The organism is Serratia symbiotica (assembly GCF_000821185.2).
In the GTDB taxonomy this organism is placed as follows: Bacteria; Pseudomonadota; Gammaproteobacteria; order Enterobacterales; family Enterobacteriaceae; genus Serratia; species Serratia symbiotica.
On sequence record NZ_CP050857.1, the window covers coordinates 38,379 to 59,847 of the forward strand.

The window sequence follows — 21,469 nt, forward strand, 5'->3', positions numbered from 1 at the left end:
TGCTCAGTTGAAGAAAAAAGCCTGCTGTATCAGGCCGAACATGATCAGCATCAGAGCCGCTACCAGTACACCGCAACCCAGCAGGCTGCCAATGCGCATCCGGTCACCGGTTTTCTCGACATCCCCCACCGTCTTTTCCAGCCAGGTGTCGGCAAAACGTTTTAGCGAGCCCTCGCTGTTTTTTGTCTCAAACAGACTCTGCATCTTGATGATGGCCTGCTCATCCGGGAAGTCATAGCCCGTCACGTCCAGGGCCTGCCCGAGATTCATTTCCCCGGCGCTGATGGCCCTTTCCAGCGCATCCAGCCGCTCATACAACCAGGCCGAACGGGTCGCCTCTTTCATGCTGGTGACCGCCTTCTCCATCGGGATCCCTGCAGCGAGCATGGCATTCACGTTCATGATAAAGGCCGCACCGTGAATGCGCCGGTAGATAGACCACGGAGGAAACCGATCGAGAAAGAAGCGAAGCCGGCCAGTCAGCCGGGGCAGCGACAGCAGCACCAGTGTGACAATGCCACCCAGCAGCAGCACCACCGCCCACCCGTACTGCGTCAGCAGAAGATAGAAGTAGTACACCCCGGTCTGCATACTGTTCCACTGGCTGAGCGGCACCGCCTGCATGATCACCGGCACCAGCATGACGCAGAACAGCGTCACGATCCCCACAGACAGCAGTGTCAGGTACCCCGAAATCATCACGGTGGCCTTCACGGTACGGCGTATGCGTCCGGTTCCCTCGGCAATCCCCATCGCGTTCAGGAATCCCTCCTCTGGCCTCCCGGACAGGTCGCAGGAATCAATGATGCCGAGTTCCTGATCGGGGATCCATTCACGCAGCGACTCCCCCAGTCCGAACCCCCCGTCGAGATTTTCCGCACACTCTTCCAGGATCTGCGCAATGGCATTGCCCGGATTTTTCCCGCGTCGGCTGTAGTTATCAATCAGCTTCTGAAAGGTTTCCTTCGCAGACCGGCCATCCAGCAGGTATTGCCTGAAATCGTCATAAATCTCTATGCGATCCTGTGCGTTGAAGGTAATTTTATAGATAAAGCGCGCCAGTCTGTTCACCGTTCACTCCCCGCTTTCAATCTGGCGTCGCGGTCAAGATTGCACAGGCGGCGATGCGCCCAGACCGGATCGGCCCGACCTTCGTTAATCAGCCGCGTGAGGTTCTGGCAGAGTGTCACACCTCCCTTTGCGATCCAGTCCAGATAGGCGGCCATCTTGCCCTTTTCGGCATAAAGCCGCATAAAGGCATTGTTCGTTTCAATGACCTCGAATACGCCAATACGCCCGCTGATGCCGGTGTCGCCACAGCCGCTGCAGCCGCCGATTTTACGCAGGTAAACATGGGCAGGATCGGCATACGTCTCCACCAGATCCTGCATCACCGGGCTGATTTTTTCCCGTCCACGTTGCCAGGGTACCTTGCAGGCTTCACACAACAGGGGGACCAGCCGGAGGCCGACAAGACCGGAGATGATTGTCGGGTCAAACAGCAGATCTTCATCCACACCAAATCGTCTCAGCCGCTGAAGAATGTCGGCAGGCGAGTGGGTGTGAATAGTAGTCAGTACCGGGATGCCGGTATGAATCGCCTCCACGCACCCGTGTGCCGAACCGGCATCGCGGATTTCTCCGATGTAGAGCCGATCAGGATCCATGCGCAACAGGTTGGTAATCGCCTCGGCAAACGTCTGGCTCCCCAGTGGGGTCTGGAATATGCCTTCAATGGGTGACTCAATCGGATCTTCCACCGACAGAATATTTTCCCCTTCATCTTCGGCCGCCAGAAATTCTGCTGAACACTGGCAGACAGTGGATTTGCCATGCCCGGTAGGCCCACTGTACAGCGTCCCGCCAGAGCTGTTCAGCAGCCGACGCAGCGTGATTTCTTCTTCCGGAGTCAACCCCAGTTGATCAAAGCGCAGACTCTGTTTGCGCCGGCTCACGAGGCGCAGCGCCACCGCGAGCCTTCCCTGCCCACCTGGACGGCTCGCAAAACGGCAGGTGCTGAGGCCAAAGCCGTTGACAAATTCCTCACGTACCCGTGCGTCAGCGGGTTCGGTATAGCTCAGTACCGGAATGCTGTGCTCATCACACATGGAGTTGTACAGGGCATTCACCAGCCGCGTGCCCCATTTTACCGACTCGGTACGCACGCGGCGCAGGTTGCCATCTACCCGGTAATAGACCCGCGTAAAGTTTGTCTTGATCCGGATATGTATATCTGACGCGCGCAGACTCACCGCCTCGCTGAAGAGGCTGAGCATCAAGGTCTGAAAATCGCTGGCACTGGCCACGGTGTCACCGACTGCGCTGAACTGATGACTGATTTTCTCCAGCTGTTGGCGATCGCACCAGGTGACGCCTGTATCTAGCCCCTGTCCTCGCAGTTGCTGGCGTAGCTCAAAGAACTCCGTGTTCTGATCGAGTTCGCTCAAGACATACAGGCAAACAAACTGCGTCTGATTGTCGCGGATCAGCCGGACATTATCCCGGATGGCCGCCGAATAGCCCCGTCCCCCGCCGGTGGAGGCAGCGGAAGCAGGCTGTGGGTCTGGTCGCTGATAGTCATCATGGGAGGTCGCCTCAGTTCAGTGTGAAGAGATGACCGTCACGGGTACGCCTGATCACCACGCCCGCAGAGAAACGGACACCACGCTATAGCCCCCGGCCACGCTGTCGCCTGCACGCACCTGCGCACTGGTGCCATCTGCAAGGTCAAGCGTGGCCACCGCGCCCGTAATTTTTGCCAAGGCGGGCAGGGCGCTGACGGAAGGGGCGGTCACGAATGCGCCCCCCTGTCCGGCCGGAGACGGACTGACCACCGGGGTCATGGCCGTGTCGGCCAGACCGGCGGCCATTTTTGCCTTGTTGAATGCGGCCTGCGCGTCGTAATACACGCGGCCACTCTGCAGGCGATCTAGATCACCCAGCGTTCTGACGTCCTCCTCGGCCTGCACGCCGCCGCACGACAGCAGAAACAACAAGGCGTACTTAACGTTTGCCATAAAGCACTCCTGAGATTTTGTATCTGAGTGAGCCATCTGAACTGTTGAGGGCGACGGTGATGTCGGAAAGGCGGAGCCCTGTGTAGCGGTCACCGGCAAAGATTTGCTGCGGTGAAATGTCTGTCTCTGCCGAGAACGTGTAGGCCAGCCAGTCCTGCAATGGCAGCGCTTCACCCTCGCTGTTCGTCTTCACCGCCTTAATCGGCACGGCCATGATGGCGAGATCGATATTCAGCGCCTGAAACAGCGACATGAGATCCATCAGGCGTTCTTCGGCCGACCCCATCGGGTCGTCCCCTTCCGGGGGAAGCCGCTGCGGCAATGAAAATGAGGTCAGACCGCTTTGCTGAAAGTTAAAATCTGCCGACACACCAAACCGTGCCTGCACAGCACGGACAACGTCGCGTGTTGTCACCGCCGAGTGTGTTCTGCGCACAGACTGAACGCTGATATGGGTGTCTGTACACACCACCGTGGTAGATATCCAGCCCTTGATCGAGACAGGAATACGATCCAGCCCTCCCGACAATGGCGGATAAACGTGGAGACCGACGGTTTATCGATCCAGGGGTGTCGAAGCCCGGCCAGGGCTGTCTGGTAACGGGCCTGCCGGTTAAGCTCGGCCTGCCGGATCCGGGCGCGCTCGATGGCCAGCCGTGCAGCGGCTTCCCGCTCCCCCACTGCGTGCAGGTATACCATCAGCCCGGCCAGCGCAAGGATGAGGGCTATCCCTGTTGCCACAAGCTGTGCGCGGGTCATCCCCCACGTCAGGGGACGCAGCCTGAACTGCTTGCTGAGCGCCTGCGGGACAAGCAGCGTCGACAGATCCAGGGCCGCCGTTACCCATGGCAGTGACAGGTCACCCTGGACAGGGACATCCAGACTTCCCTGACTGCCACGCAGTTCATTACGCAGGTCGATGATCCGCTGACGCAGCTCATCCGCTGTGTAGATTTTATCAGACCCACGGGTGGATACCCCCGCGCTCGGTCTTGCCAACCAGCGTGTACTGCGCAATACCCTCAGGGCTGTCACCCAGCGGCACCACGGCGATACAGCAGCCTTCCAGCAGCGAGGCCAGTGCAACAATCAGCGAATAGGCCCCCCGCAGCCGCTGACGCGTCTTGGGGGCAAAGCCTGCCTGAATGCTGTCACTCTGCCGCACCGCCACCAGATCCAGCCCCTGCGCTTTCCCAATACGCCGGATCTCTTTCATGGGGTTACGCTGCGCGCGGATGGTCTGCCAGACTAGCCCGACCACAAAACGCCGTTGATGAAAGGTCAAGACGCGGATCTGACCGGCACCCTGTCCCGGTACCGGCTTTGGACTCTTTTTTTTCATGAGTGTTACCCGATATAGGGTGTGACGGTGATGACGAAGGACTGGCGGGTGGTTGTACCGGAACGGTGTCCGCCGGTGAGGAGGTTATCCGGTGATCCGATACCCTGTTTACTGGCGTTATCCACATTCTGCTCCAGTCCGCTGATGATGACGGTCTGTCCAGGCTTCAGCCAGACGCGCTGTGGCACTGAACGGGAATCCACCTCTGGCGTCTCGATTCTGTTCGCGCCCTTGCCGCTTTCACGCAATGTGACGAGGCTGGAAATATTCAGGAACATGTTGAGCATCATCCGTTCACCCCCATCGAGAATTTTAGGGAAGAGGGTGATGTTGGTGCCGGTAGTGACCGTCCCTGGCGTCAGCGTTTCTGAGGCAACGCTGCTACTGCCGCTGACAAACGGCGTGCTGGTTGTACTCTTGAGATAGGCAATCTGCCGCCCGACCACCACCGAGGCAGCAGCCATGTTGGTGGTCATCAGCGGGATGGTTCTCACGTCCGCCACCTTCGCCTGACTGGACAGTGCATCAAACAGGAAAGAAGATCCGGCCAACTGCTGCGCCCTCCCCGTTGCCGTGTCCAGCACAGAGACACTCAACGATCCGGCGTCAGCGATCGTTCCGGCCGGATCAGCAAGGTTAATGCCATATTTTACCGGCCAGCGTCCTGTACAGGACGTTCCAGTTGATACCCACTGCATCACGGGTATCGCTGTTCACGGTGTAAATGACCACTTTCAGATTGACCTGACGGCTGAGCGCCCTGTTCTCGGCGGTGAGATACTCACCGATCCGCCTTACTACGTCCGGCACATCAGTGACGACGACGGTGCCGGTGGTTCTGTTCATGTCAAGCCGTCCCACTCCTGGGGTCAGCATGCTCTGCGCGGTCAATTTCAGGTCATCATAAAGATTGTTCCCCATCACCACGTCCGACTTGAGGTTGGTGCCACTCTCCCCGACACGCCCCCTGAACCGCCGCTGCCGGAACTGGACGCCCCGTCTGAGCTGCTGCTGTTGGAGACGCCGCTGACTACCGAGCCGGTGAGCGCATATCTTGCGTCAGAAGGTTCAATATCAAATCGCGCGGTCTGCAGATAAAAGAAGGTCACCCTGCCGTCCTCATACTTCCAGGAAATCCCCAGACGCGCGGTAACGATGTCGAGCAGCCCCCCGAGGTTACCGTTGTAGCGGATGCCGGAGAACGTTCTCGCCGCGCCGCCGTCGTTCGCTGATGTGCCAGCGGTAACGCTGCCGCTCCCGAATGACCCCAGCGGCCGCATATCGCCGCTGGCTGACAGGACTGGCGAGGGCGCACTGTCCAGCCGCTGCGTGGGAGATCCCCCACACTGCCCCGGCCCGCCAGTACGGCCATCGCGTCAGGTGTTACACGGGTACGAATAGGGCAGAAGGTCGCAATATCCTGACTGAACTGCATGATGTCTACCGGTTTTTTTTGTCAGGTAAGGCAGGGTGCAGTTGACCACCTCCCGGGGCGCATCATACTTCGCGGCAGGCAATGGCACCGGGCTGACAAACTGGCTGTTCTGAAACTGGACGACCGGGCGGTTCTCGCTGGCCTGGCGGATCATGGAAGAGGTCGCGTCAGCGGTTGCTTCCGCAGACCGGTTAACATCGTTGATGCGCTCAAAAGCGCAGCCCGGCAGCAGCAGTGAACCTGTCAGCACTGCCAGGGCGTGTTTTTTTAACATGGCTCTTTCCTGTTACGGTCTGTCAGGTCAGATACCACGGCAAAACGCGGCTGACATAGTCTGACGACGTGAACATTAGGGTGAGGAAACCGCGATTTTGGTGGTGTGGGCCGGGTGATGCTCGACTGTAACCCGGGTTGATTTTGTTGTTAACAATCCTTGTGCTCACGCTGATACAACGCCAGGAATGCCTTGGTGATAAAATCAGCACGTTCAAGCGTGTTGTCTTCGTCGTATACATTCATCGCGATGATCTGGCTAAGCGTTTCCGCTGCAACCACTTGCACGCCTTCTGGGAGATCACTTAATTTCATGGCTACCTCGATTTAAATCAAACGGGTTTTGGTGATGTGGTGAGCAGGCATTGCCCCTGGTGTTGGCTGTATCTTATATCCAGCCCACCACACCCCAAAAACAGCTTGGAAATGGTTCGCCACGTTGTCGGTGGCTGCCGTAGAGCGCAAGGCTTGTTGTGAAAGAGCAGTTAAAACAGAGCAGACTGGTTAATCTGCGTTGGTTTAGTGCCTGGTTTACTTCTCCACCTCAGGCTGCAGTGTTAGTCTCGTCGTTTTGTGCTTACTGATGCGTTAACCGGGCGCAAACCGGCACTGAGTGATGCCCTATGCCTCCTTTCCCTCACTGCGTCGCCATGGGAACCCGACCTGTATCGCCGTCGTCGCGTGTCCTCAAATCAATCAGGACGCATGCGGTCTGTCCGCCTTGTTACTTCAAATCGGTTTCCTCCCGGAAAAATAGGGGTTCAGCGCCCTTCACTGACAACAATCAGACATTGCTGGCGATAGCCGCTGACAAAAAGCGGCACCTGCGCGTGACGCCAGAGGGTAAACAACTGTGCCGTTGCCGCTTCAAGATTTGCTGCGGAGAAGGAAAGCGCGTAATCGATGGGGTAGTCCGTCCCTGTATCCCAGCGAACTGTCCATTTTCCCTTGTCCAGCGAGCAGCGTTCTTTTGACATCCACAGGCTGTAGCCCTGCCTGAGCGTCATGCCTTTATCAATTTTCCAGACTTTCATCACCGGTGACGGTGCACCTGTGGGGGCGGCTCTGCCTTGCGTCTTGTCGCCGTGGAAAGGATTAGGGCGGGTTGTGGGTAAGGAAACGGGGTGACTCCCCCGCTCTGCCGGATCACGCCTTGATACGTATGAGAGGTATCCGCCGTTGCCGCCGCACGCGGTGGGGAAGATTTACCCGCTGCCGTACCCGCAATGACTGGATGAGTCAGCAGCAGGGAAGAGGCGTCGGTGCCTGCCGGCGCGGCGGGACGTTGTGCAAACAGCCCACTCTGATGGAGACGAAATTGCATTGCACTGATTTGGGTAGCACTGCGTGTCAGGTCATTGTCCACGACGTTGCCCGAAGACGATCCGGCAACAACAACCGATGGCGATGCACAGCCGGTTAGCAGCAGGGCCGGAAGCAGCCCTGCCTGTTTACTCAATGACATAAAGGACACTCCGGAAAATCAGGGCAGACACAGGCTGCCCGCCACCAGATTGGGCGTTAGGCGGCTGAATCCTGATACTGGGAAGACTCGGTTGATATGCGTTGAGCAGAAGCCGTCACAGCCGCATATTTCTCAAACCAGAACTCCACTGGCGCGGCCGTCTCTCTGACCAGCCCAAAACGCATCGCGGTGCGGAAATTCACACTGTGCCGCTGCGCCCGGTAGACCTGCTGAGACAGCAGTACGCGGAACGCTTCTGCCGAGGCATTCCCTTTTGACGTTCGGCACTCTGTGCACACGGGCATGAGTCCGCAGCATTCACCGGGCAACAAGGCAAAATCCGCTTCACACCGTTCCGCATGCCAGCCTCGTGCCGGCAACTCACTGCCACAATAGGCGCAGCATCCACCAAACTTCCTGCGCAACACGTCACGTTTTGTTTTCGTTAGCTTCATGTGCCACCTCCAGTTTTACCAGTTAGGCAAATCAACAATAACTGTCCAAGCGGTTCCGGGCAGACCCACTCCAGCGAGTGGGCCTGCACAGACTGCTTTATGTCATTTGGCGCTATGTGGTTTGCTACCGTCAGGGATGCCCGTTCACGACCGCATGAAAATGCAGGGCTAATCTTCTCCACAGACAGGGGTCCCGACGGATCGCCCCGAGAGCCTGCTGCAGATACATCGAATTTGTACGTAGGGGTATAACGGCAACTCGCCACAGTTCCGACTTTCCAGTGTCCCGGCCAGTATAAGAGTGGACAAGGTCCAGGCTCTCATTACTGCCCCACCTCCCGGCAGGTTCCCCTGATGTATGTCAGGCCATGACGTAGCCTCCGGCCATCTTCCGCGCATCAGCATTGCATACCGGCAAGAGAGGACCTTGAGATCAGGGTTCAACGGGCACGTTGTTAAAGAGCAGGCGTCAAAGCAACGTACTTAGACTTTGACGACGGAGCCGCCTGCGGCGGAAAAGCTTGAGACTTTTGCTACTTACAAAAAACTTACACCACAAAAATTAATATTTCAAACAAATTTTAGTAGTATATTAATTTATACTTAAATATTAAAAATAACTCATAAAATACAATTACTTATAAATAACTATTTACTATAGTTAATGACTAATTTTTAATTTGGAATAAATATATGATTGATATCTCACCAAAAACACTAGGGGAGAGATTAGAATTAGCTCTTGCAGAGTCCAAGCTATCGCAAGCACAAGCGTCTGCGGTAACAGGGGTTCCCCAAGCCACTATCAGCCACTTGATAAGAAATAAAGCTAGGACATATAAAAACTCGCGCGCCCTAGCCGACGGACTTAAAATAAATCATGACTGGCTCGTATATGGACGTGGAGGGATCCTCAACCACGATACCTACTATATTCCTATAATTCATGACTATTTTCGGCTTCGTTTATATTTATCTGAGAAATTCCTTGAAAAAAGAACTCATTTTATTGTTACTGAGCAGAATTACGGCGAATGCATGTTTGCAACAGTTTTGGATACCTCATTGCTGATATGTTCAGAGAAAGAGGAAAGTGAATATATTTACAGGAACTCAGAGTTACTATCATGGACTGAAAGTAATAAATTAATTACAAACAACCATTCTCAATGGATTGGGATTTTTCTTATACATGAAAAGCGCTCATATAATATAACACCAAATTTCTTAATTAGAGAATAATTCATTAACAAAATATTTTTCAATTATGCTCACGTATCATATAGATTTACTACATGAAAAAAAGTGTAGATACGAGGGTTGAAAAAATCAACAAAAAAACATAATTTTGTTTAAAAATAATTTTTTATTCATATTTATCAAGGTGATACTTATGAAAAATTCATCTGTTGTGGTTTTTAGTGGTGGACAGGACTCGACCACATGTCTCCTACAGGCTATCAACAAATACAATTCCGTTCATTGCGTTACTTTTGATTATGGCCAACGCCATAGCCAAGAGATTGACATAGCGAGGGATATTGCGAAGAAATTAGGGGTGAAATCACATAAATTCATTGATGTTTCCATAATTAATGAGCTTTCAGCCAGCAGCCTAACAAGGGATGACTTGCTGGTTCCTGAACCCCATATGCGCAAAAATAGTGATTTACCTCTTACCTTTGTTCCAGGCCGAAACATTATTTTCCTAACATTGGCATCGATCTATGCTTATCAAGTTCAGGCGGAAACAATCATTACAGGAGTATGTGAGACAGACTTTTCAGGCTATCCAGATTGTCGTAATGATTTTGTTGTTGCGCTTAATAAGGCAATATCATTAGGCATCGACAGAGAATTAGTTTTTGAGACTCCACTTATGTGGCTGACCAAAGCTGAAATTTGGGCATTAGCAGACAAACTTGGGATGCTAAACTTTGTTAAAAATGAAACCATGACTTGTTACAATGGAATAAAGAGCTTCGGATGTGGTAAATGTGAAGCCTGCAACCTTCGGAGTAAAGGTCTTAAAGAGTATCTAAACAATAAAACAGTCATAAGAAAAAAATTACAAAGCAAACTATATTTATAGATGCTATTCAGCAAGGTATCTGTTAAAGAGATATCTTGCTCCATACGCTGGAAAAACATTAATTAGTGCGTAAATAAGCTTCACAGCTATTTGAACACAAATAATTTGTAATATTTGGCCCTGCTCCATAACCCCATAAAAAGCTATAAAGCAGAATATAATGCTATCTAAAACAGAAGCAACGAACGTACTTGAAATTAATCGGACATACAAATACTTAGATTTAGTTAATTTTTTTATCTTTATTAATGTATAGGAGTTTGCTAGTTCAGAGCAAAAAAATGCTAGTGTTGAAGCAATAAACGCTGACTGAATTTGTGTTACCAAATTTTTGTATGAGCTGTTAAAAATCCATTCTGGAAGAACTGGCAAAGATAAGGATAAAGATAGTAGCAACAAAAGGAGAGCATTTGAACACACACACATATATATAGCTCTTCTTGCCAACTTAAAACCATAGAATTCATTCAACAAATCTACAATCAGAAACGTCAGTGGATAAACAAATACACCTGGAGTTACTAACACTCCCAAACCTGAAAAAAAGACTGGCTTGACTGCGGAAATATTACTAAATATGTAGCAAACAGTAATTATTAGGCAAAAAAGAGAATATAGTATCCATTGTCTTTCGGGACGACTTGTAATGTCATATTGTGTATCTACCTGTTGGCCTGAACTATACGCCTTCCTATAAATTGCCTCGACTTCATCACGACTTAGATCATCCATAACATCTGTGTTGCGAATATCATAGAAATTTGCTGACATAATACGCCCAGTGTTTTTAATCATAATCTTTATTCTGTTAGTGACTGGATCAAAGCCAAGCAATTTAAATCTTTCATTGTACTCCATATCTTTCCTCTACTATTGTTCCAACCAACTCATCAGAAGCTGAGGAAAATCTACCATTCCTAACTACCCTTAGTGTCATTTTAGGAGTAATAACCAGAATGTTGCCCTCTCCCTCATTTACCCATCGCCTCACAATCAAAATATCTCCCTTATTGTAGTAACCCCTTATTTCCTTGGATAGATGGATGCCAATTACATTTGGTCCTTCACCAAAGAAATAAGTTATTTCTGACGAAACAACCAAATTACCTATTTTTGCTTTCAAGGCTGACATTAGGGTTGTATCAGTAACAATAGGTACAGCTATTGGGTTCATATTCCCATCGAGGGCAATTAGATCATTTGAGAGTTCTTTTTCTCTTAAGTCTAATGTTTGAATTTCGCTGAAAGAAACACCAAAGAATCCGGCCACCTTTCTAACGGTACTACTTTGGACTCTATCAACTTTACCTTCAAGTATATTGTAAATTGTTGTTCGATTTACGCCTGCTCCCTCACTAAGGGAAATCTGTGTTTCTTTTCGTGATTTTAAAAGGTAGTCGATGTTACTTTTTAGGTAGTTTTTATTTTTAGTCATGACGACCCTGCTCCGGCCTTCCACAGCTCACTGAAAGACAAGTGGATTTGCCTTGTCGAGGAGATGAAGTTTCATCAGTGTAAAAATAAGCGCGTTCAGATTGTTCTACGTGTGATGGGTCGGCACGTAGAACAATCTGACATATTTCCGTTACCGGGAACAGCGTTAATCGAACCATCTTTTTCCCGCCTTGATACAGCAGTCACTCTGGCAAGGCATTTTATGCTAATGCTGGATTTTGGCCAGGTCATCGGCGGTCAACCCCGTCATCTTCATGACCAGGTTACGATCAAGACCGTTGGTCAGCATTGTGCGGGCAACGGCAAGCTTGCCTTCTTGGCGGCCTCTAGCTTCGCCAAGTTGAATGCCTTCCTGACGCCCTTTTTCAATCCCTTTAAGTTCCAGTTTTTGTGCAACGGTCATAAGCACCTCCTCATGTTGTGGCGCACGACGCGCCAGTTCGCGGATAAACGCCTCCGGGGCTGCCGTGTCACCAACCTGTAGCATGTAATTCATCAATGATGTCAGTTGCTCCTGCGTAGTATATCCGGCCAGCAGCAACGTGACCAGTTGTTCCAGCAGGTCAGCCAGGTCGCGCTGACGGATGTGTTTCTGTAAAAGCTCCAGGATGGCCATACGGCGATGCTGCATGATTTGCTCATCCGGGATGACTGTGACATCGACCAGGGAAAACGCTCCCGCATAAAGCTGTGTGGCCAGTTCAGGGTCACCAAACTCATCCAGCCAGCGCATCGAGTACGGATAAGGCGTCACCTGACCGTGATAGAACAACAGTGGAACCACCAGAGGCAGCTGCTCGTTACCCGCATCAAGATGGCGTTGCATTGCCGCGATACTGTATCTCATCAAGCGAAAGGCCATATTCTTATCAGGGGAACTTTGGTGCTCGATAAGGCAATAGACAAAGCCGATACCCTTCCCCGCCTTGAGTGAATAGAGCACATCGGAATAATAGGCACGCAGGTCTTCTTCAACAAAGCTGCCCGATTCCAGCTTTAACGTACTCAAGTCACAGTGTGTGAGCACTGCCGGCGGCAAATGCAATTGCAGGAAGTCACGCGCTGTTTCTGGATGGGTCAGAAACTGCTTGAACACGGCGTCATGGGGAATGGGGGTCGTTTTGCTCATCAGTTACCTGCTTCGGGTGACGATGGCCTGGGCGAACAGGCGGCCTGACGGGTAAAGCACCAGGCTGCTCTCGATATTATAGACCTGGCCGGTACGTTTGGTGGCTTCGTGCATGGCGGGTACCAGCAGGCGGCGGGCGCGTTTTTTCAGACTGTTGACGTCCTGGACAAGTTGTCCGGCGGCACAGTCGGGGGAGAGTGGCTCCGAGTGGGTATGGGACATGCCGGGCTTGAGCAGCACCATCATGGCGACGGTATGAGCAAACGCCTCGGTGTCGATATCGATAATCTCGTCTTCAGCACTCTCTGGCTGGACAGGGTGGTCAGTCATCAATTTTTCAGCTGGCGGGGTAATGTGACCAAAGTATCGCATAGTCCGTGCCATTGAGCACCTGTGAGTGACCATCATTGCGCAACACCTGCGCATCACTGAAGGACAACGGCCTCCTGGGCATGCCCACTTTCTCCATCCAGTTATACACGGGTTTTGCAACATATCTGTGGATAATCTCGCCAGTATACACCCTGGACTTAAGTGCAGCTTACGCCCGGTTGCGCAATATTATACTGTTTATACGTCCAGTACAATATTAATGCTTAAGTAAAATTCTGACCAGGAAAGTACACATTGTGAGCAACACCTCCCAGACCATCACCGCGATGGCCCTCCCCACCACGCCAGCAGTTCAGCGACCCGGCGTTCATCCAGGTAAAACAGCCCCTTCCCCTCAGCGCCAGACAGGGGTCAGACTCCATGATACCGGTATCGCCTGTGGCTTCCCCTCGCCCGCTCAGGACTACCTGGAACAACGTCTGTCACTGGATGATATCTGCATCCGTTTCCCGGAAAGTACCTACCTGGTGCGAGCCGACGGCCATTCAATGCGGGACGCCGGTATTCTCGACAGCGACCTGCTGGTCGTTGAGTGCTGTTACCCGGCACGGCACGGCGACATCGTCATTGCGACGGTCGATGGCGCATTCACCTGCAAACGCCTGCAATTGCATCCCCGCCCGTTACTGCTGCCGGCCAACCCAGCCTTTGCGTCCATCGACGTGGATAATGAGGACATGGAGACGGTCATCTTTGGCGTGGTTCGCTACGCTATCCACACGCTTTGACCCTTGCCAACGCCTGTTAAGCCATGTTTGCCCTGGTTGACGTCAACAGCTTTTATGCCTCTTGCGAGACGGTGTTTCGACCTGACCTGCGCGGTAAACCCGTGGTGTAGTGGTCAACTAAAACTGGCCACCGCGTTAGAGTTTTTCCAGTATCGGTTTTCCGATTCGTTTGGTGGTAACCCACCGTTATATTCATGCGGCCTGAGCGCGCTGTAATACCCAACGATATAGTCCGTTATTGCGTGGGCTGCATCGCTGAAGTTTATGTAACCCGTCACCGGTACCCATTCGTTCTTCAGACTCCTGAAGAAGCGCTCCATTGGGCTATTATCCCAGCAGTTTCCACGCCGACTCATACTCTGTCTGATCCGATACCTCCACAGTGACTGCCGGAACTGTCTGCTTGTGTAATGGCTGCCCTGATCGCTGTGGAACATCACTCCGGCTGGTTTTCCCCGGGCCTCCCACGCCATCTCCAGCGCTTTGATGGTCAGCCTGCTGTCCGGTGAGAACGACATTGCCCAGCCCACCGGTTTTCTCGCGAACAGGTCGAGAACAACGGCGAGGTAGGCCCAGCGCCTGCCTGTCCAGATATAGGTCACATCGCCACACCACACCTGATTAGGCTCTGTCACTGCGAACTGCCGCTCAAGGTGATTCGGGATAGCGATGTGTTCAAGGCCACCGCATTTATACCGATGAGTGGGCTGTTGACAACTGACCAGCCCCAGCTCTTTCATGAGCCTGCCGGCGAGCCATCGTCCCATCCTGAAGCCCTTCATGGTTGCCATAGTTGCGATACTCCTTGCGCCAGCAGAGCCATGGCTGACGCTATGCAGTTCCAGTACCTGGCTGCGTAATACAGCTCGTCTGCCATCTGGTTTTTCAGGACGGTTTTTCCAGTATTTGTAGCTGCTGCGATGAACCCCGAACACGTGGCAGAGTGTGACCACCGGATAATGCGCTCTGAGTTTCCCGATTATCGAGAACTGTTCAGGGAGTCTGACATCAAGAGCGCGGTAGCCTTTTTTAATATTTCGTTTTCCATTTCAATACGTTGTATTTTTTTCCTCAGCTCACGTATTTCAATTTGTTCAGGAGTAATGGGAGAGGCTTTAGGTATTTTTCCCTGCCGCTCATCACGCAACTGCTTCACCCATCGCGTCATTGTGGAAAGGCCGACATCCATAGCACTGGCTGCATCTGCCACGGTGTAGTTCTGGTCAACGACCAGTTGAGCGGATTCGCGTTTGAACTCTGCACTGAAATTTCTTTTTTTCATTGAAGCACCTGTAATGTCCTGAGGTGAGCATATCACCTCTGTTCAGGTGGCCAAATTCAGTGTGCCACTACAGTTTTAACGATGGCGGCAAGAAGATTTTTTACACAGATGGAAGTCGATGATGTCAAAGAAAATCTCGAAAAACTTCCAGATTTATCCTCACAAAGGATGACAAGAAGGGATGTTCTTGAACATCTCAAGGAAACTATAGTGATGCTGTCGAGGGAAAAAGGCTACAGCACAGAAGATATAAAATCAGCCATGGATGCCATGAACTTTAACTTCAGTGAAAAATCCATTGCAGATATTATCAGGAAAGAGGCTGGCGATAAAAAACGCCGGACTAAGAAAGATAAGGAGGGCATTGTCTGAAAAAGGAAATACATCATTAGGGAGACAGGTGATTGAACAGTGGCTTTAAAGTCCCTACCCCACTCTAGAGTAAATCTTTCGCTATTGGCGATATAGTATGAACCTGGGATAAAGAATCTGGATTTTGTTAAACCCACAACCACAGTGAAGTAATTTGATGCTGAATAGCCAGCTTTGCCACATCTCGATCAACGGGTGAAACATCATCAATCTTCGCTATCGTTTCACCATAATCCCACCTATCTGAATCAGATAAATACTCTCCTCGACCTCGATAATCGACCATTTCTTCCTCCAGTTTATCCCATAATGCCTTGAGTGAAGGGGCGAAACATATCCGCGTAGAAGAAAATTCCATATCCCCTACATACTCCAAAATTCTCACATTAAAGCAGGTCATTTTAGACATTACTGTATCCCAGGCTCTCCTTATCTGAGTACCACCAATGAGACCAAATGAGCGTACATGTGAGCCATCTTCATAACAGGGAAATTTGTCTTCTGCCAGACTAACAGTGCACCTGTGATACAAAGTGAAAACCCGCTCACTCCGAGAGGTGGTCATCAGGAAATAGCGATCGGTTGCCTTGATGATGTCAAAGGTAATGCCCGTTTTTGAGGTCAGTTGTAGGGTCATTTTTGATTTACGCCCAGAGAAGTGTTTTTCCTGTGAAATGAGATAAAAAAACAGGGGAATGAAGCACGAATCATCACCTTTGAGGGCGTTAAGGAAGCCACTCGGCGATACACCAATCTATCCACACGGCCTCATCACTGGCGGCAACAGGCCAGCCATCAACGAGCCAGACCGCCAGTGAATCAAAATCACCCAGTTGGATGGACAGATACTCTGCATCTGCGGGTAATGCCGGCGACTCCAGGGTGCCGATAGCTCGCCCACCACAGGCGTGGCATACATGACAAAAAAGGTCATACACCTGGTCATCAGACAACCCGCCGTTTTTGAGTGCTGTTTTTTTCCCATATCTTTCAGAGCGTTCCTGAGCGGCGGTGTTGACGTTGACGTTTTGTGTGTTCATGCTGGCACTCCTCTTAGTGGTTGATTTATCTCTCGTCGGAACCTTTCGCGGCGAAAAAGCTGACGTAGCGACGGCGAACGGGGGAACGCAAGGGCGCCGCTTGCGGCGTGCATTTCACCCTTGCGGGCACGCGGGCGACGGTGCTACAAAAGCGGCCGCGTAAGGGGCTGACGAGAGATAACCACCGGTGAAATGAGCATGAACACACCCGACACGGCGGCACGCCGGGGCGTCCTTGACGTTCGCCGGTTAGCCGGCGAACTGTGAAAAGCGGCGGCGGCACAGCCGCCTGCAAGCGTGCCTTTCGCGTCAGCGATGGACGCCCGCAGGGTGGCGACGGCTCGCCGGCGCCATGCGCAGCACGACAGCGCGCCCGGACGCACACCACCGCATAGTCTCGCCAAGCAAATCATTCAGAAGCAGCACATCCATGCCCAACTGTCGCCGTGACACCGTCAACAGGCGTCGCACCTCCTGTCGAAAGAAGAGGCATACCTGGCATAGGAAGCAGGGTACCCCCCAGGGGCAGACGCCCGGCGTGTACCCTGCCAGACGATGCATAACAGCAGATAACAGGGTGGAAGGAAGAAGATGAGAAAGAGGATGAGGGGTTAAACGGAGAACGTCGGGCAGAAGAGACTAAATCCGGTCCTTCAGCAGGAGAACTGCCGCGCCGCAGGCGCGGCAGTCCGTCCCTGAAACGCGGCTCAGGCGGCCACGGCCTCGCTGATTTCAATGGTGCCAATCTGCATACCGGCATGCGCCAGCATGTTAATCAGCTTATCCACGCTGAACAGCTGAATTTTTCCGCTGGCAAGCTCGGACACGCGCGGCTGGCTGACGCCCAGCAGGGCGGCAGCCTGGCGGGTATCCAGCCCGCGCTTTCCAATCAGCCCGTTCAGCGCCATCACCAGCTGAGAACGGACCTTCATGTTTTCTGCCTCTTCAGGCGTGGAGCTGATGGCATCCCACACGCTGTCAAATTTCTGGATTTTCATGCTTTACGCTCCTGAACAAGTTCTCTAAATCGTTTACAGGCCAGCTGGACGTCAGGCTGGCTGGTTGCCTGCGTTTTTTTCTGGAAGCAGTGCAGGACGTACACTGATTCTTCGAATTTCGCGACGTACATGGCGCGGTAGATGCCATCCGGACCCTTCACGCGGATTTCCCGCACCCCCTGCCCCACGGTACTGAACGGCTTCCAGTCGTCCGGATCAAGCCCCTGCTGGACCCTGTCCAGCTGGTGACCGATTTCGCTTTGCATCTCGCCCGGAAATTTTTTCAAATCCTCCAGGCTGCTGTCGATAAAACTGAGTGGCTTACGCATCCGCTGCCTTAATCACATTTACGTAATTGCGTATATTTTTATTTTACAGCACTGGCGGTAATCCGCCAGGACTATTTTTAGCCGGTACATAATCTGACGGGCAGCGCTCGCACCGCGTGCGGATAAGCACGTCCAGTGCGCGGAGATAATCGGCGGCGGCGGGGCCGTGCCGGTCTCTCGGCGAGTACTCGGGCATCACGCGGCGCAGGTGTTCTGAGCGGATTTTTTTGTGCCGCAGAAGTGGCGCAGAAAGGCGTTTGCCCAGGGGTGTTCACCGCAAAATGCCCTGCCCTGCTGGCGTTTTTCGACCTCTGCCGTGGCGGCAGCAATGGCCTGACGGTACGGGCAGGCCGGAACGAGTGAAAGATGGCGCGGAATGTGGCTCATGGTGGCTCCTTTATGAGAAGAAGCTGCCCCGCAGCCTGGTGTTATCAGGCGACGTCATGATCCCCGCCGAAAAATCGTCATAACCCGCCGTTTCCGCCTTATAAAGGACTTCAAACATGTCCATCCGCGCCATTGCCCGTCATTTACGTTGCTCTCGCCAGACCGTTCGGCGGTTTATCAGCTACCGTGTTGAGTAAAGAAAATATCGCTTTAGATTTCGGCGTACAGCCCCCTAAATGCTGTCAGCAGGCTGCCAGCAACAAAGTCCCCAGCACACCACGACTACGTCGCCCTAACGGGTTTAAAAGGGCATGCTTCCGTATGAATTTAAATTTCACTCTCACTATCATAGTGAAATCATTTTAATATTAAAGTAAAATCATATAGATATTATTATGATGTCAATATAATCCCGCCACCCACTTGACACAAGTGAGTTTTAGTTACTACTATTTTGAAGTTTTATTAATATTAAAAAGAGATTAAAATGATACTAACAATTGCAAATACGAAAGGGGGAGTAGGAAAATCTACTCTCGCGGTTAACATCGCAGTAGCAAGGGCTAGACAAGGCAGGAAGGTATGGTTAGTTGATGGTGATAAACAGGGCTCGTCACAAACAGCTATTTTGGTTCGTTCAGAAGACGGTGTTGAACCAGGCATCGCTTGTTCGCATTACCCTGAAGGCCCGGTGTTAAGGAGTCAAGTTCTACAACAGAAAGATAACTTTGACGATATCATCATTGAATGTGGAGGCCGAGATTCCACTGCTATGAGGGCTGCTCTGACAATCACAGACGTCCTTTTAGTTCCTTCAGCACCGGGAAGTTTCGAAGCTTGGGCAATGGATGCCAACGCCGATCTAATCAAAGAAGCGAGGAGCATTAGAGATGGGTTGGTCTGTTATTCGCTTTTGAACAAAGCGGATACTCAAGCTAGATCCTCCGACAACAGAGATATGCTTGAAATGATGGAAGAGTACAAAGAGGATATCCCAATCCTCGACAAAATCATCTATCAAAGAAAAGTCTACGCCAATGCTGCAGGCAGTGGAAGAACCGTAAGTGAACTGAAACTACGTTCGCATGAAAAGATAGCAGTGCAAGAGTTAGACGCTCTCATATCAATACTGTTTAAATAGTTAAACGCAATCAAAATAATATTAAATTAATGTATAGGTGATATGAAATGGCGATCCAAAAGAAACCCAAAATGCAGCTACCTGATTCAAAGAATGAGGCAGTAGAGAAGTTCATAAATTCCGCCCCCGATGCAAAAATTCCCGCCACGAAGGGAGTCGTAAAAGGTAAAAAACAGCAGATCACGATCACGATGGACCCCGAGCTGATTCAGCGTATAGATGAAGCTGCTGCGGAGAACGGGCAATCGCGCGCTGCCTTCATCAATATGTCATGTATCAACATATTGGACTATGGTTTGCAAATTGCTGGTAAGAAAAAGATAAGCGAATAGGCAATATCATAACACAATGACTTTAGTCTTTATTTGATGTTGTTTTAATATCAAAACAACATCAAATGTATATTGTTTTAATCTAACTGTTAACTTAGCTGCTAGCTTTTAAGATTTTTTTTTAATCAATGCAACTGCCTCTGTCATTTTCAGAAGATGACTGCACGGAATGTCAGCAGTCAATAACGCTACGGATAACAGAGCGTCATCGTGTTCTTGCCGCATTCCAGAAGGCATGGCAAACCAACCGCAATCCTAGCCACCAAGCATAGATAGCCTCAATAGACTGGCAATCAGGACCAGCGGTAGCATTTGAACAAAGATTTACGGTTTCGCGCTATTGCTGGCCTGGTATACCCCCGATAAGAGGGTTGCGGTATCTTTTCTATCAAAACTCATGCAGGCCGGGACAATTGAGAATTTTGTTTTGAGAATGGATTTTGAGTATCGTAACATGTTGATATTACAATATGAACAGAGACGCAGTTTAGGTTCTCACAAATCCTCGTTTTAGTAGCGCCAATGGTTGGCAGTTATCGCAGTTACCCGGTCGTTACCCAAACCGTAAGTTTCTACGCTAATGCTCCCGCTGATCCTTTTACCAACGCCAGATGGGCCCAGGAACACGATGTTCTCCTGCCGTTCGATGAACGCCAGGCTGGCCAGTTCCTGTATCTGCGTCCGTGGAGCACCGCTGGCAAACTTGAAGTCAAACTGCTCCAGTGTCCTGACCGCCGGTAAACCGGAAGACGTAACAGAGTCTGGGGTCGGCGATCATCCCGGCAGTCAACCTCCAGCTTAGGTAGGTATCAAATATTATGATATTTGATACCTACCTAAAACAGTATAAAAGAAGGTTTCAAAAATCGCTTTTCGAGCATTATGATACCATGGAGTATCAAAAACGATAAGTGAGACTAAAAATGGCATTACTGGGGTACGCGCGGGTATCGACCAGCCATCAAAGGCTGACGCATCAAATTTCGGAGCTGAAAATTGCAGGGGTGCGGGAAGATCGTATTTTTACAGACATGATGACTGGTGCAACTGATGAGCGTGAAGGGTTGCAGCGACTGCTGGCCCGGGCAGAGAAAGACGACGTAATCATCTGCACAAAAATGGATCGCCTGGGGCGTAACACTGCTGACATGATCCGTGTTGTTGATGGCTGTTACAAAAAGGGTATTGCAATCCGATTCCTGGAGAATGGTCTCAGTACTGAAGGGACTATGGGAAAAATGGTTATCCAGATCCTTGCCGCCGTGGCTGAAGCAGAGCGTGAGCGTATCCTGGAGCGGACGAATGACGGCAGAATAGCTGCACTTGCTGCAGGTGTAAAATTTGGCAGAAAGATTCACCCCCGAACGCCAGTAGCGCTGACGCTTATCCTGCAAGGCGAAACACTGAGCAGTGTGACAGACAAAACAGGGATCTCCCGGGCGACGTACTTTCGGTTGAAAAGAAAAATAAAAAACGATGCTAAAAATGAGCATATTTCTCAATAACATTCAATATGATATCTAAATAAGGTGGGACTTTTGGAGGAAATGGGCGCGGAACCCCTTACTCCGTGAGCTGCCTTCATTGCCATCCCAACATGCAATACCGATGGGCTGGGCATCTGAACTTCCTGTTCTGGTTAAAATGAAAAATTTGACGAAAGAGCAGCAACCACATTCTGATGACCCTGACTTCTGGGATGTTTGGACAAGAAAGGATGCTGATGGGAAATCGGTTGAGAGAACTGTCGATTGGAAAACTGTTGTAAAGGAATGGCAACAAAATTGAGCTGGAGCAGAAAATG

The 21,469-nt window shown here is 51.1% G+C and carries 32 protein-coding genes and 3 pseudogenes; 10 read left to right on the top strand and 25 right to left on the bottom strand.

Translation table 11 applies throughout. From position 1 onward, the window contains the following. Positions 1 to 3 precede the first annotated feature (3 nt). From SYMBAF_RS16955 to SYMBAF_RS16995, 14 genes are all read right to left on the bottom strand, one after another. Positions 4 to 1,071: a type II secretion system F family protein gene (locus SYMBAF_RS16955; RefSeq protein WP_040266452.1), complete on the bottom strand. Its 1,068-nt coding sequence runs from the start codon at positions 1,069 to 1,071 to the stop codon at positions 4 to 6. Then, positions 1,068 to 2,447, bottom strand: a complete 1,380-nt coding sequence (locus SYMBAF_RS16960; protein ID WP_237163011.1) for a GspE/PulE family protein — start codon at positions 2,445 to 2,447, stop codon at positions 1,068 to 1,070. The genes SYMBAF_RS16955 and SYMBAF_RS16960 overlap by 4 nt, the downstream gene beginning before the upstream one ends. A 189-nt stretch (positions 2,448 to 2,636) precedes the next feature. Then, complete coding sequence (gene pilP / locus SYMBAF_RS16965; RefSeq protein ID WP_237163012.1) at positions 2,637 to 3,053, bottom strand: type IV pilus biogenesis protein PilP; 417 nt, start codon at positions 3,051 to 3,053, stop codon at positions 2,637 to 2,639. Continuing rightward, positions 3,004 to 3,489, bottom strand: a complete 486-nt coding sequence (pilO2, locus tag SYMBAF_RS18625; RefSeq protein ID WP_419789511.1) for a type 4b pilus protein PilO2 — start codon at positions 3,487 to 3,489, stop codon at positions 3,004 to 3,006. Before pilO2 (SYMBAF_RS18625) ends, pilP begins: the two co-directional genes overlap by 50 nt. Next, positions 3,429 to 4,034 carry a type IV pilus inner membrane component PilO gene (locus tag SYMBAF_RS18630; RefSeq protein ID WP_419789512.1) on the bottom strand — a complete coding sequence of 202 codons (606 nt, stop codon included), beginning with the start codon at positions 4,032 to 4,034 and terminating at the stop codon, positions 3,429 to 3,431. Before SYMBAF_RS18630 ends, pilO2 (SYMBAF_RS18625) begins: the two co-directional genes overlap by 61 nt. Then, positions 3,976 to 4,359, bottom strand: a complete 384-nt coding sequence (gene pilO2 / locus SYMBAF_RS18010) for a type 4b pilus protein PilO2 (RefSeq protein WP_237163014.1) — start codon at positions 4,357 to 4,359, stop codon at positions 3,976 to 3,978. Before pilO2 (SYMBAF_RS18010) ends, SYMBAF_RS18630 begins: the two co-directional genes overlap by 59 nt. A gap of 5 nt (positions 4,360 to 4,364) precedes the next feature. Next, positions 4,365 to 5,057 carry a type II and III secretion system protein gene (locus tag SYMBAF_RS18015; RefSeq protein WP_237163015.1) on the bottom strand — a complete coding sequence of 231 codons (693 nt, stop codon included), beginning with the start codon at positions 5,055 to 5,057 and terminating at the stop codon, positions 4,365 to 4,367. Further along, on the bottom strand, positions 4,996 to 5,280 hold the full coding sequence (locus tag SYMBAF_RS18020) for a hypothetical protein (RefSeq protein ID WP_237163016.1): 285 nt from the start codon (positions 5,278 to 5,280) through the stop codon (positions 4,996 to 4,998). Before SYMBAF_RS18020 ends, SYMBAF_RS18015 begins: the two co-directional genes overlap by 62 nt. Beyond that, positions 5,280 to 5,639 carry a hypothetical protein gene (locus SYMBAF_RS18025; RefSeq protein ID WP_237163017.1) on the bottom strand — a complete coding sequence of 120 codons (360 nt, stop codon included), beginning with the start codon at positions 5,637 to 5,639 and terminating at the stop codon, positions 5,280 to 5,282. Before SYMBAF_RS18025 ends, SYMBAF_RS18020 begins: the two co-directional genes overlap by 1 nt. 96 nt (positions 5,640 to 5,735) lie before the next feature. Further along, positions 5,736 to 6,068: a hypothetical protein gene (locus SYMBAF_RS18030; RefSeq protein WP_237163018.1), complete on the bottom strand. Its 333-nt coding sequence runs from the start codon at positions 6,066 to 6,068 to the stop codon at positions 5,736 to 5,738. A gap of 149 nt (positions 6,069 to 6,217) precedes the next feature. Then, positions 6,218 to 6,382: a hypothetical protein gene (locus SYMBAF_RS16980; protein WP_160289789.1), complete on the bottom strand. Its 165-nt coding sequence runs from the start codon at positions 6,380 to 6,382 to the stop codon at positions 6,218 to 6,220. Between the two features lie 446 nt (positions 6,383 to 6,828). Beyond that, on the bottom strand, positions 6,829 to 7,101 hold the full coding sequence (locus tag SYMBAF_RS16985) for a TcpQ domain-containing protein (protein WP_185899949.1): 273 nt from the start codon (positions 7,099 to 7,101) through the stop codon (positions 6,829 to 6,831). Beyond that, entirely contained in the window at positions 7,101 to 7,532 is a 432-nt protein-coding gene (locus SYMBAF_RS16990; protein ID WP_185899946.1) for a hypothetical protein, read from the bottom strand. The genes SYMBAF_RS16985 and SYMBAF_RS16990 overlap by 1 nt, the downstream gene beginning before the upstream one ends. Before the next feature lie 56 nt (positions 7,533 to 7,588). After that, a complete protein-coding gene (locus SYMBAF_RS16995; protein WP_040264800.1) occupies positions 7,589 to 7,987 on the bottom strand; it encodes a hypothetical protein in 399 nt (132 codons plus the stop codon). 693 nt (positions 7,988 to 8,680) lie between these two features. On the opposite strand from SYMBAF_RS16995, the gene SYMBAF_RS17000 reads away from it, so the two are divergent. Beyond that, a complete protein-coding gene (locus SYMBAF_RS17000) occupies positions 8,681 to 9,229 on the top strand; it encodes a helix-turn-helix domain-containing protein (RefSeq protein WP_052447718.1) in 549 nt (182 codons plus the stop codon). A 151-nt stretch (positions 9,230 to 9,380) separates the two neighbouring features. Next, entirely contained in the window at positions 9,381 to 10,079 is a 699-nt protein-coding gene (gene queC / locus SYMBAF_RS17005) for a 7-cyano-7-deazaguanine synthase QueC (protein ID WP_040264799.1), read from the top strand. 3 nt (positions 10,080 to 10,082) lie between these two features. Here the strand turns inward: queC and SYMBAF_RS17010 are convergent, their stop codons facing one another. The 4 genes from SYMBAF_RS17010 to SYMBAF_RS17025 all read right to left on the bottom strand — a co-directional run bounded on the left by SYMBAF_RS17010 (position 10,083) and on the right by SYMBAF_RS17025 (position 13,047). Then, positions 10,083 to 10,937, bottom strand: a complete 855-nt coding sequence (locus SYMBAF_RS17010) for a queuosine precursor transporter (protein ID WP_040264798.1) — start codon at positions 10,935 to 10,937, stop codon at positions 10,083 to 10,085. After that, complete coding sequence (locus SYMBAF_RS17015; protein WP_040264796.1) at positions 10,924 to 11,514, bottom strand: helix-turn-helix domain-containing protein; 591 nt, start codon at positions 11,512 to 11,514, stop codon at positions 10,924 to 10,926. The genes SYMBAF_RS17010 and SYMBAF_RS17015 overlap by 14 nt, the downstream gene beginning before the upstream one ends. A 225-nt stretch (positions 11,515 to 11,739) precedes the next feature. Continuing rightward, the gene (locus tag SYMBAF_RS17020; RefSeq protein ID WP_162483244.1) at positions 11,740 to 12,666 is read right to left on the bottom strand and encodes an Rpn family recombination-promoting nuclease/putative transposase; all 927 of its coding nucleotides are present in this window, start codon (positions 12,664 to 12,666) and stop codon (positions 11,740 to 11,742) included. Further along, positions 12,667 to 13,047, bottom strand: coding sequence for a DUF7609 family protein (locus SYMBAF_RS17025; RefSeq protein ID WP_152609086.1), 381 nt, complete (start codon positions 13,045 to 13,047; stop codon positions 12,667 to 12,669). Positions 13,048 to 13,292: 245 nt separating this feature from the next. Between SYMBAF_RS17025 and umuD the strand changes: the two genes are divergently transcribed. Together umuD and SYMBAF_RS17035 are read left to right on the top strand one after the other, a co-directional pair. Next, a complete protein-coding gene (gene umuD / locus SYMBAF_RS17030) occupies positions 13,293 to 13,784 on the top strand; it encodes a translesion error-prone DNA polymerase V autoproteolytic subunit (protein ID WP_082026905.1) in 492 nt (163 codons plus the stop codon). Positions 13,785 to 13,807: 23 nt separating this feature from the next. Beyond that, positions 13,808 to 13,891: pseudogene (locus SYMBAF_RS17035) on the top strand (Y-family DNA polymerase); the annotation flags it as partial. 6 nt (positions 13,892 to 13,897) lie between these two features. Here the strand turns inward: SYMBAF_RS17035 and SYMBAF_RS17040 are convergent. Next, a protein-coding gene (locus tag SYMBAF_RS17040) for an IS3 family transposase (protein WP_152609001.1) occupies positions 13,898 to 15,066 on the bottom strand; the annotation gives its coding sequence in 2 pieces (ribosomal slippage) (positions 13,898 to 14,817 and positions 14,817 to 15,066; 1,170 coding nt in all). Positions 15,067 to 15,147: 81 nt separating this feature from the next. On the opposite strand from SYMBAF_RS17040, the gene SYMBAF_RS17045 reads away from it, so the two are divergent. Next, positions 15,148 to 15,438, top strand: a complete 291-nt coding sequence (locus tag SYMBAF_RS17045; RefSeq protein ID WP_040264791.1) for a hypothetical protein — start codon at positions 15,148 to 15,150, stop codon at positions 15,436 to 15,438. A 127-nt stretch (positions 15,439 to 15,565) separates the two neighbouring features. Here the strand turns inward: SYMBAF_RS17045 and SYMBAF_RS17050 are convergent, their stop codons facing one another. From SYMBAF_RS17050 to SYMBAF_RS17070, 5 genes are all read right to left on the bottom strand, one after another. Next, the gene (locus SYMBAF_RS17050; protein WP_040264790.1) at positions 15,566 to 16,075 is read right to left on the bottom strand and encodes a hypothetical protein; all 510 of its coding nucleotides are present in this window, start codon (positions 16,073 to 16,075) and stop codon (positions 15,566 to 15,568) included. 88 nt (positions 16,076 to 16,163) lie between these two features. Beyond that, positions 16,164 to 16,478 (bottom strand): hypothetical protein, encoded by a 315-nt coding sequence (locus tag SYMBAF_RS17055; protein ID WP_040264789.1) that lies wholly within the window; start codon positions 16,476 to 16,478, stop codon positions 16,164 to 16,166. A gap of 707 nt (positions 16,479 to 17,185) precedes the next feature. Beyond that, positions 17,186 to 17,476: a helix-turn-helix domain-containing protein gene (locus SYMBAF_RS17060; RefSeq protein ID WP_040264788.1), complete on the bottom strand. Its 291-nt coding sequence runs from the start codon at positions 17,474 to 17,476 to the stop codon at positions 17,186 to 17,188. Further along, the gene (locus SYMBAF_RS17065) at positions 17,473 to 17,805 is read right to left on the bottom strand and encodes a type II toxin-antitoxin system RelE/ParE family toxin (RefSeq protein ID WP_040264787.1); all 333 of its coding nucleotides are present in this window, start codon (positions 17,803 to 17,805) and stop codon (positions 17,473 to 17,475) included. The genes SYMBAF_RS17060 and SYMBAF_RS17065 overlap by 4 nt, the downstream gene beginning before the upstream one ends. A gap of 195 nt (positions 17,806 to 18,000) precedes the next feature. After that, positions 18,001 to 18,192, bottom strand: a complete 192-nt coding sequence (locus SYMBAF_RS17070; RefSeq protein WP_040264786.1) for a plasmid SOS inhibition protein A — start codon at positions 18,190 to 18,192, stop codon at positions 18,001 to 18,003. Between the two features lie 116 nt (positions 18,193 to 18,308). On the opposite strand from SYMBAF_RS17070, the gene SYMBAF_RS18635 reads away from it, so the two are divergent. The 3 genes from SYMBAF_RS18635 (at position 18,309) to SYMBAF_RS17080 (ending at position 19,665) form a co-directional block, all read left to right on the top strand. Continuing rightward, on the top strand, positions 18,309 to 18,389 hold the full coding sequence (locus SYMBAF_RS18635; protein ID WP_419789513.1) for a helix-turn-helix domain-containing protein: 81 nt from the start codon (positions 18,309 to 18,311) through the stop codon (positions 18,387 to 18,389). Between the two features lie 290 nt (positions 18,390 to 18,679). Continuing rightward, positions 18,680 to 19,333, top strand: a complete 654-nt coding sequence (locus tag SYMBAF_RS17075; RefSeq protein WP_040264785.1) for an AAA family ATPase — start codon at positions 18,680 to 18,682, stop codon at positions 19,331 to 19,333. A gap of 47 nt (positions 19,334 to 19,380) precedes the next feature. Continuing rightward, positions 19,381 to 19,665 (top strand): ribbon-helix-helix protein, CopG family, encoded by a 285-nt coding sequence (locus SYMBAF_RS17080; protein ID WP_040264784.1) that lies wholly within the window; start codon positions 19,381 to 19,383, stop codon positions 19,663 to 19,665. A 597-nt stretch (positions 19,666 to 20,262) separates the two neighbouring features. Here the strand turns inward: SYMBAF_RS17080 and SYMBAF_RS17085 are convergent. Continuing rightward, a pseudogene (locus tag SYMBAF_RS17085) lies at positions 20,263 to 20,438 on the bottom strand (ATP-binding protein); the annotation flags it as partial. A gap of 150 nt (positions 20,439 to 20,588) precedes the next feature. Between SYMBAF_RS17085 and SYMBAF_RS17090 the strand changes: the two are divergent. After that, entirely contained in the window at positions 20,589 to 21,170 is a 582-nt protein-coding gene (locus tag SYMBAF_RS17090; protein WP_040264782.1) for a recombinase family protein, read from the top strand. Between the two features lie 58 nt (positions 21,171 to 21,228). Beyond that, positions 21,229 to 21,453 (top strand): annotated as a pseudogene (locus tag SYMBAF_RS17095) (ATP-binding protein); the annotation flags it as partial. Positions 21,454 to 21,469 lie beyond the last annotated feature (16 nt).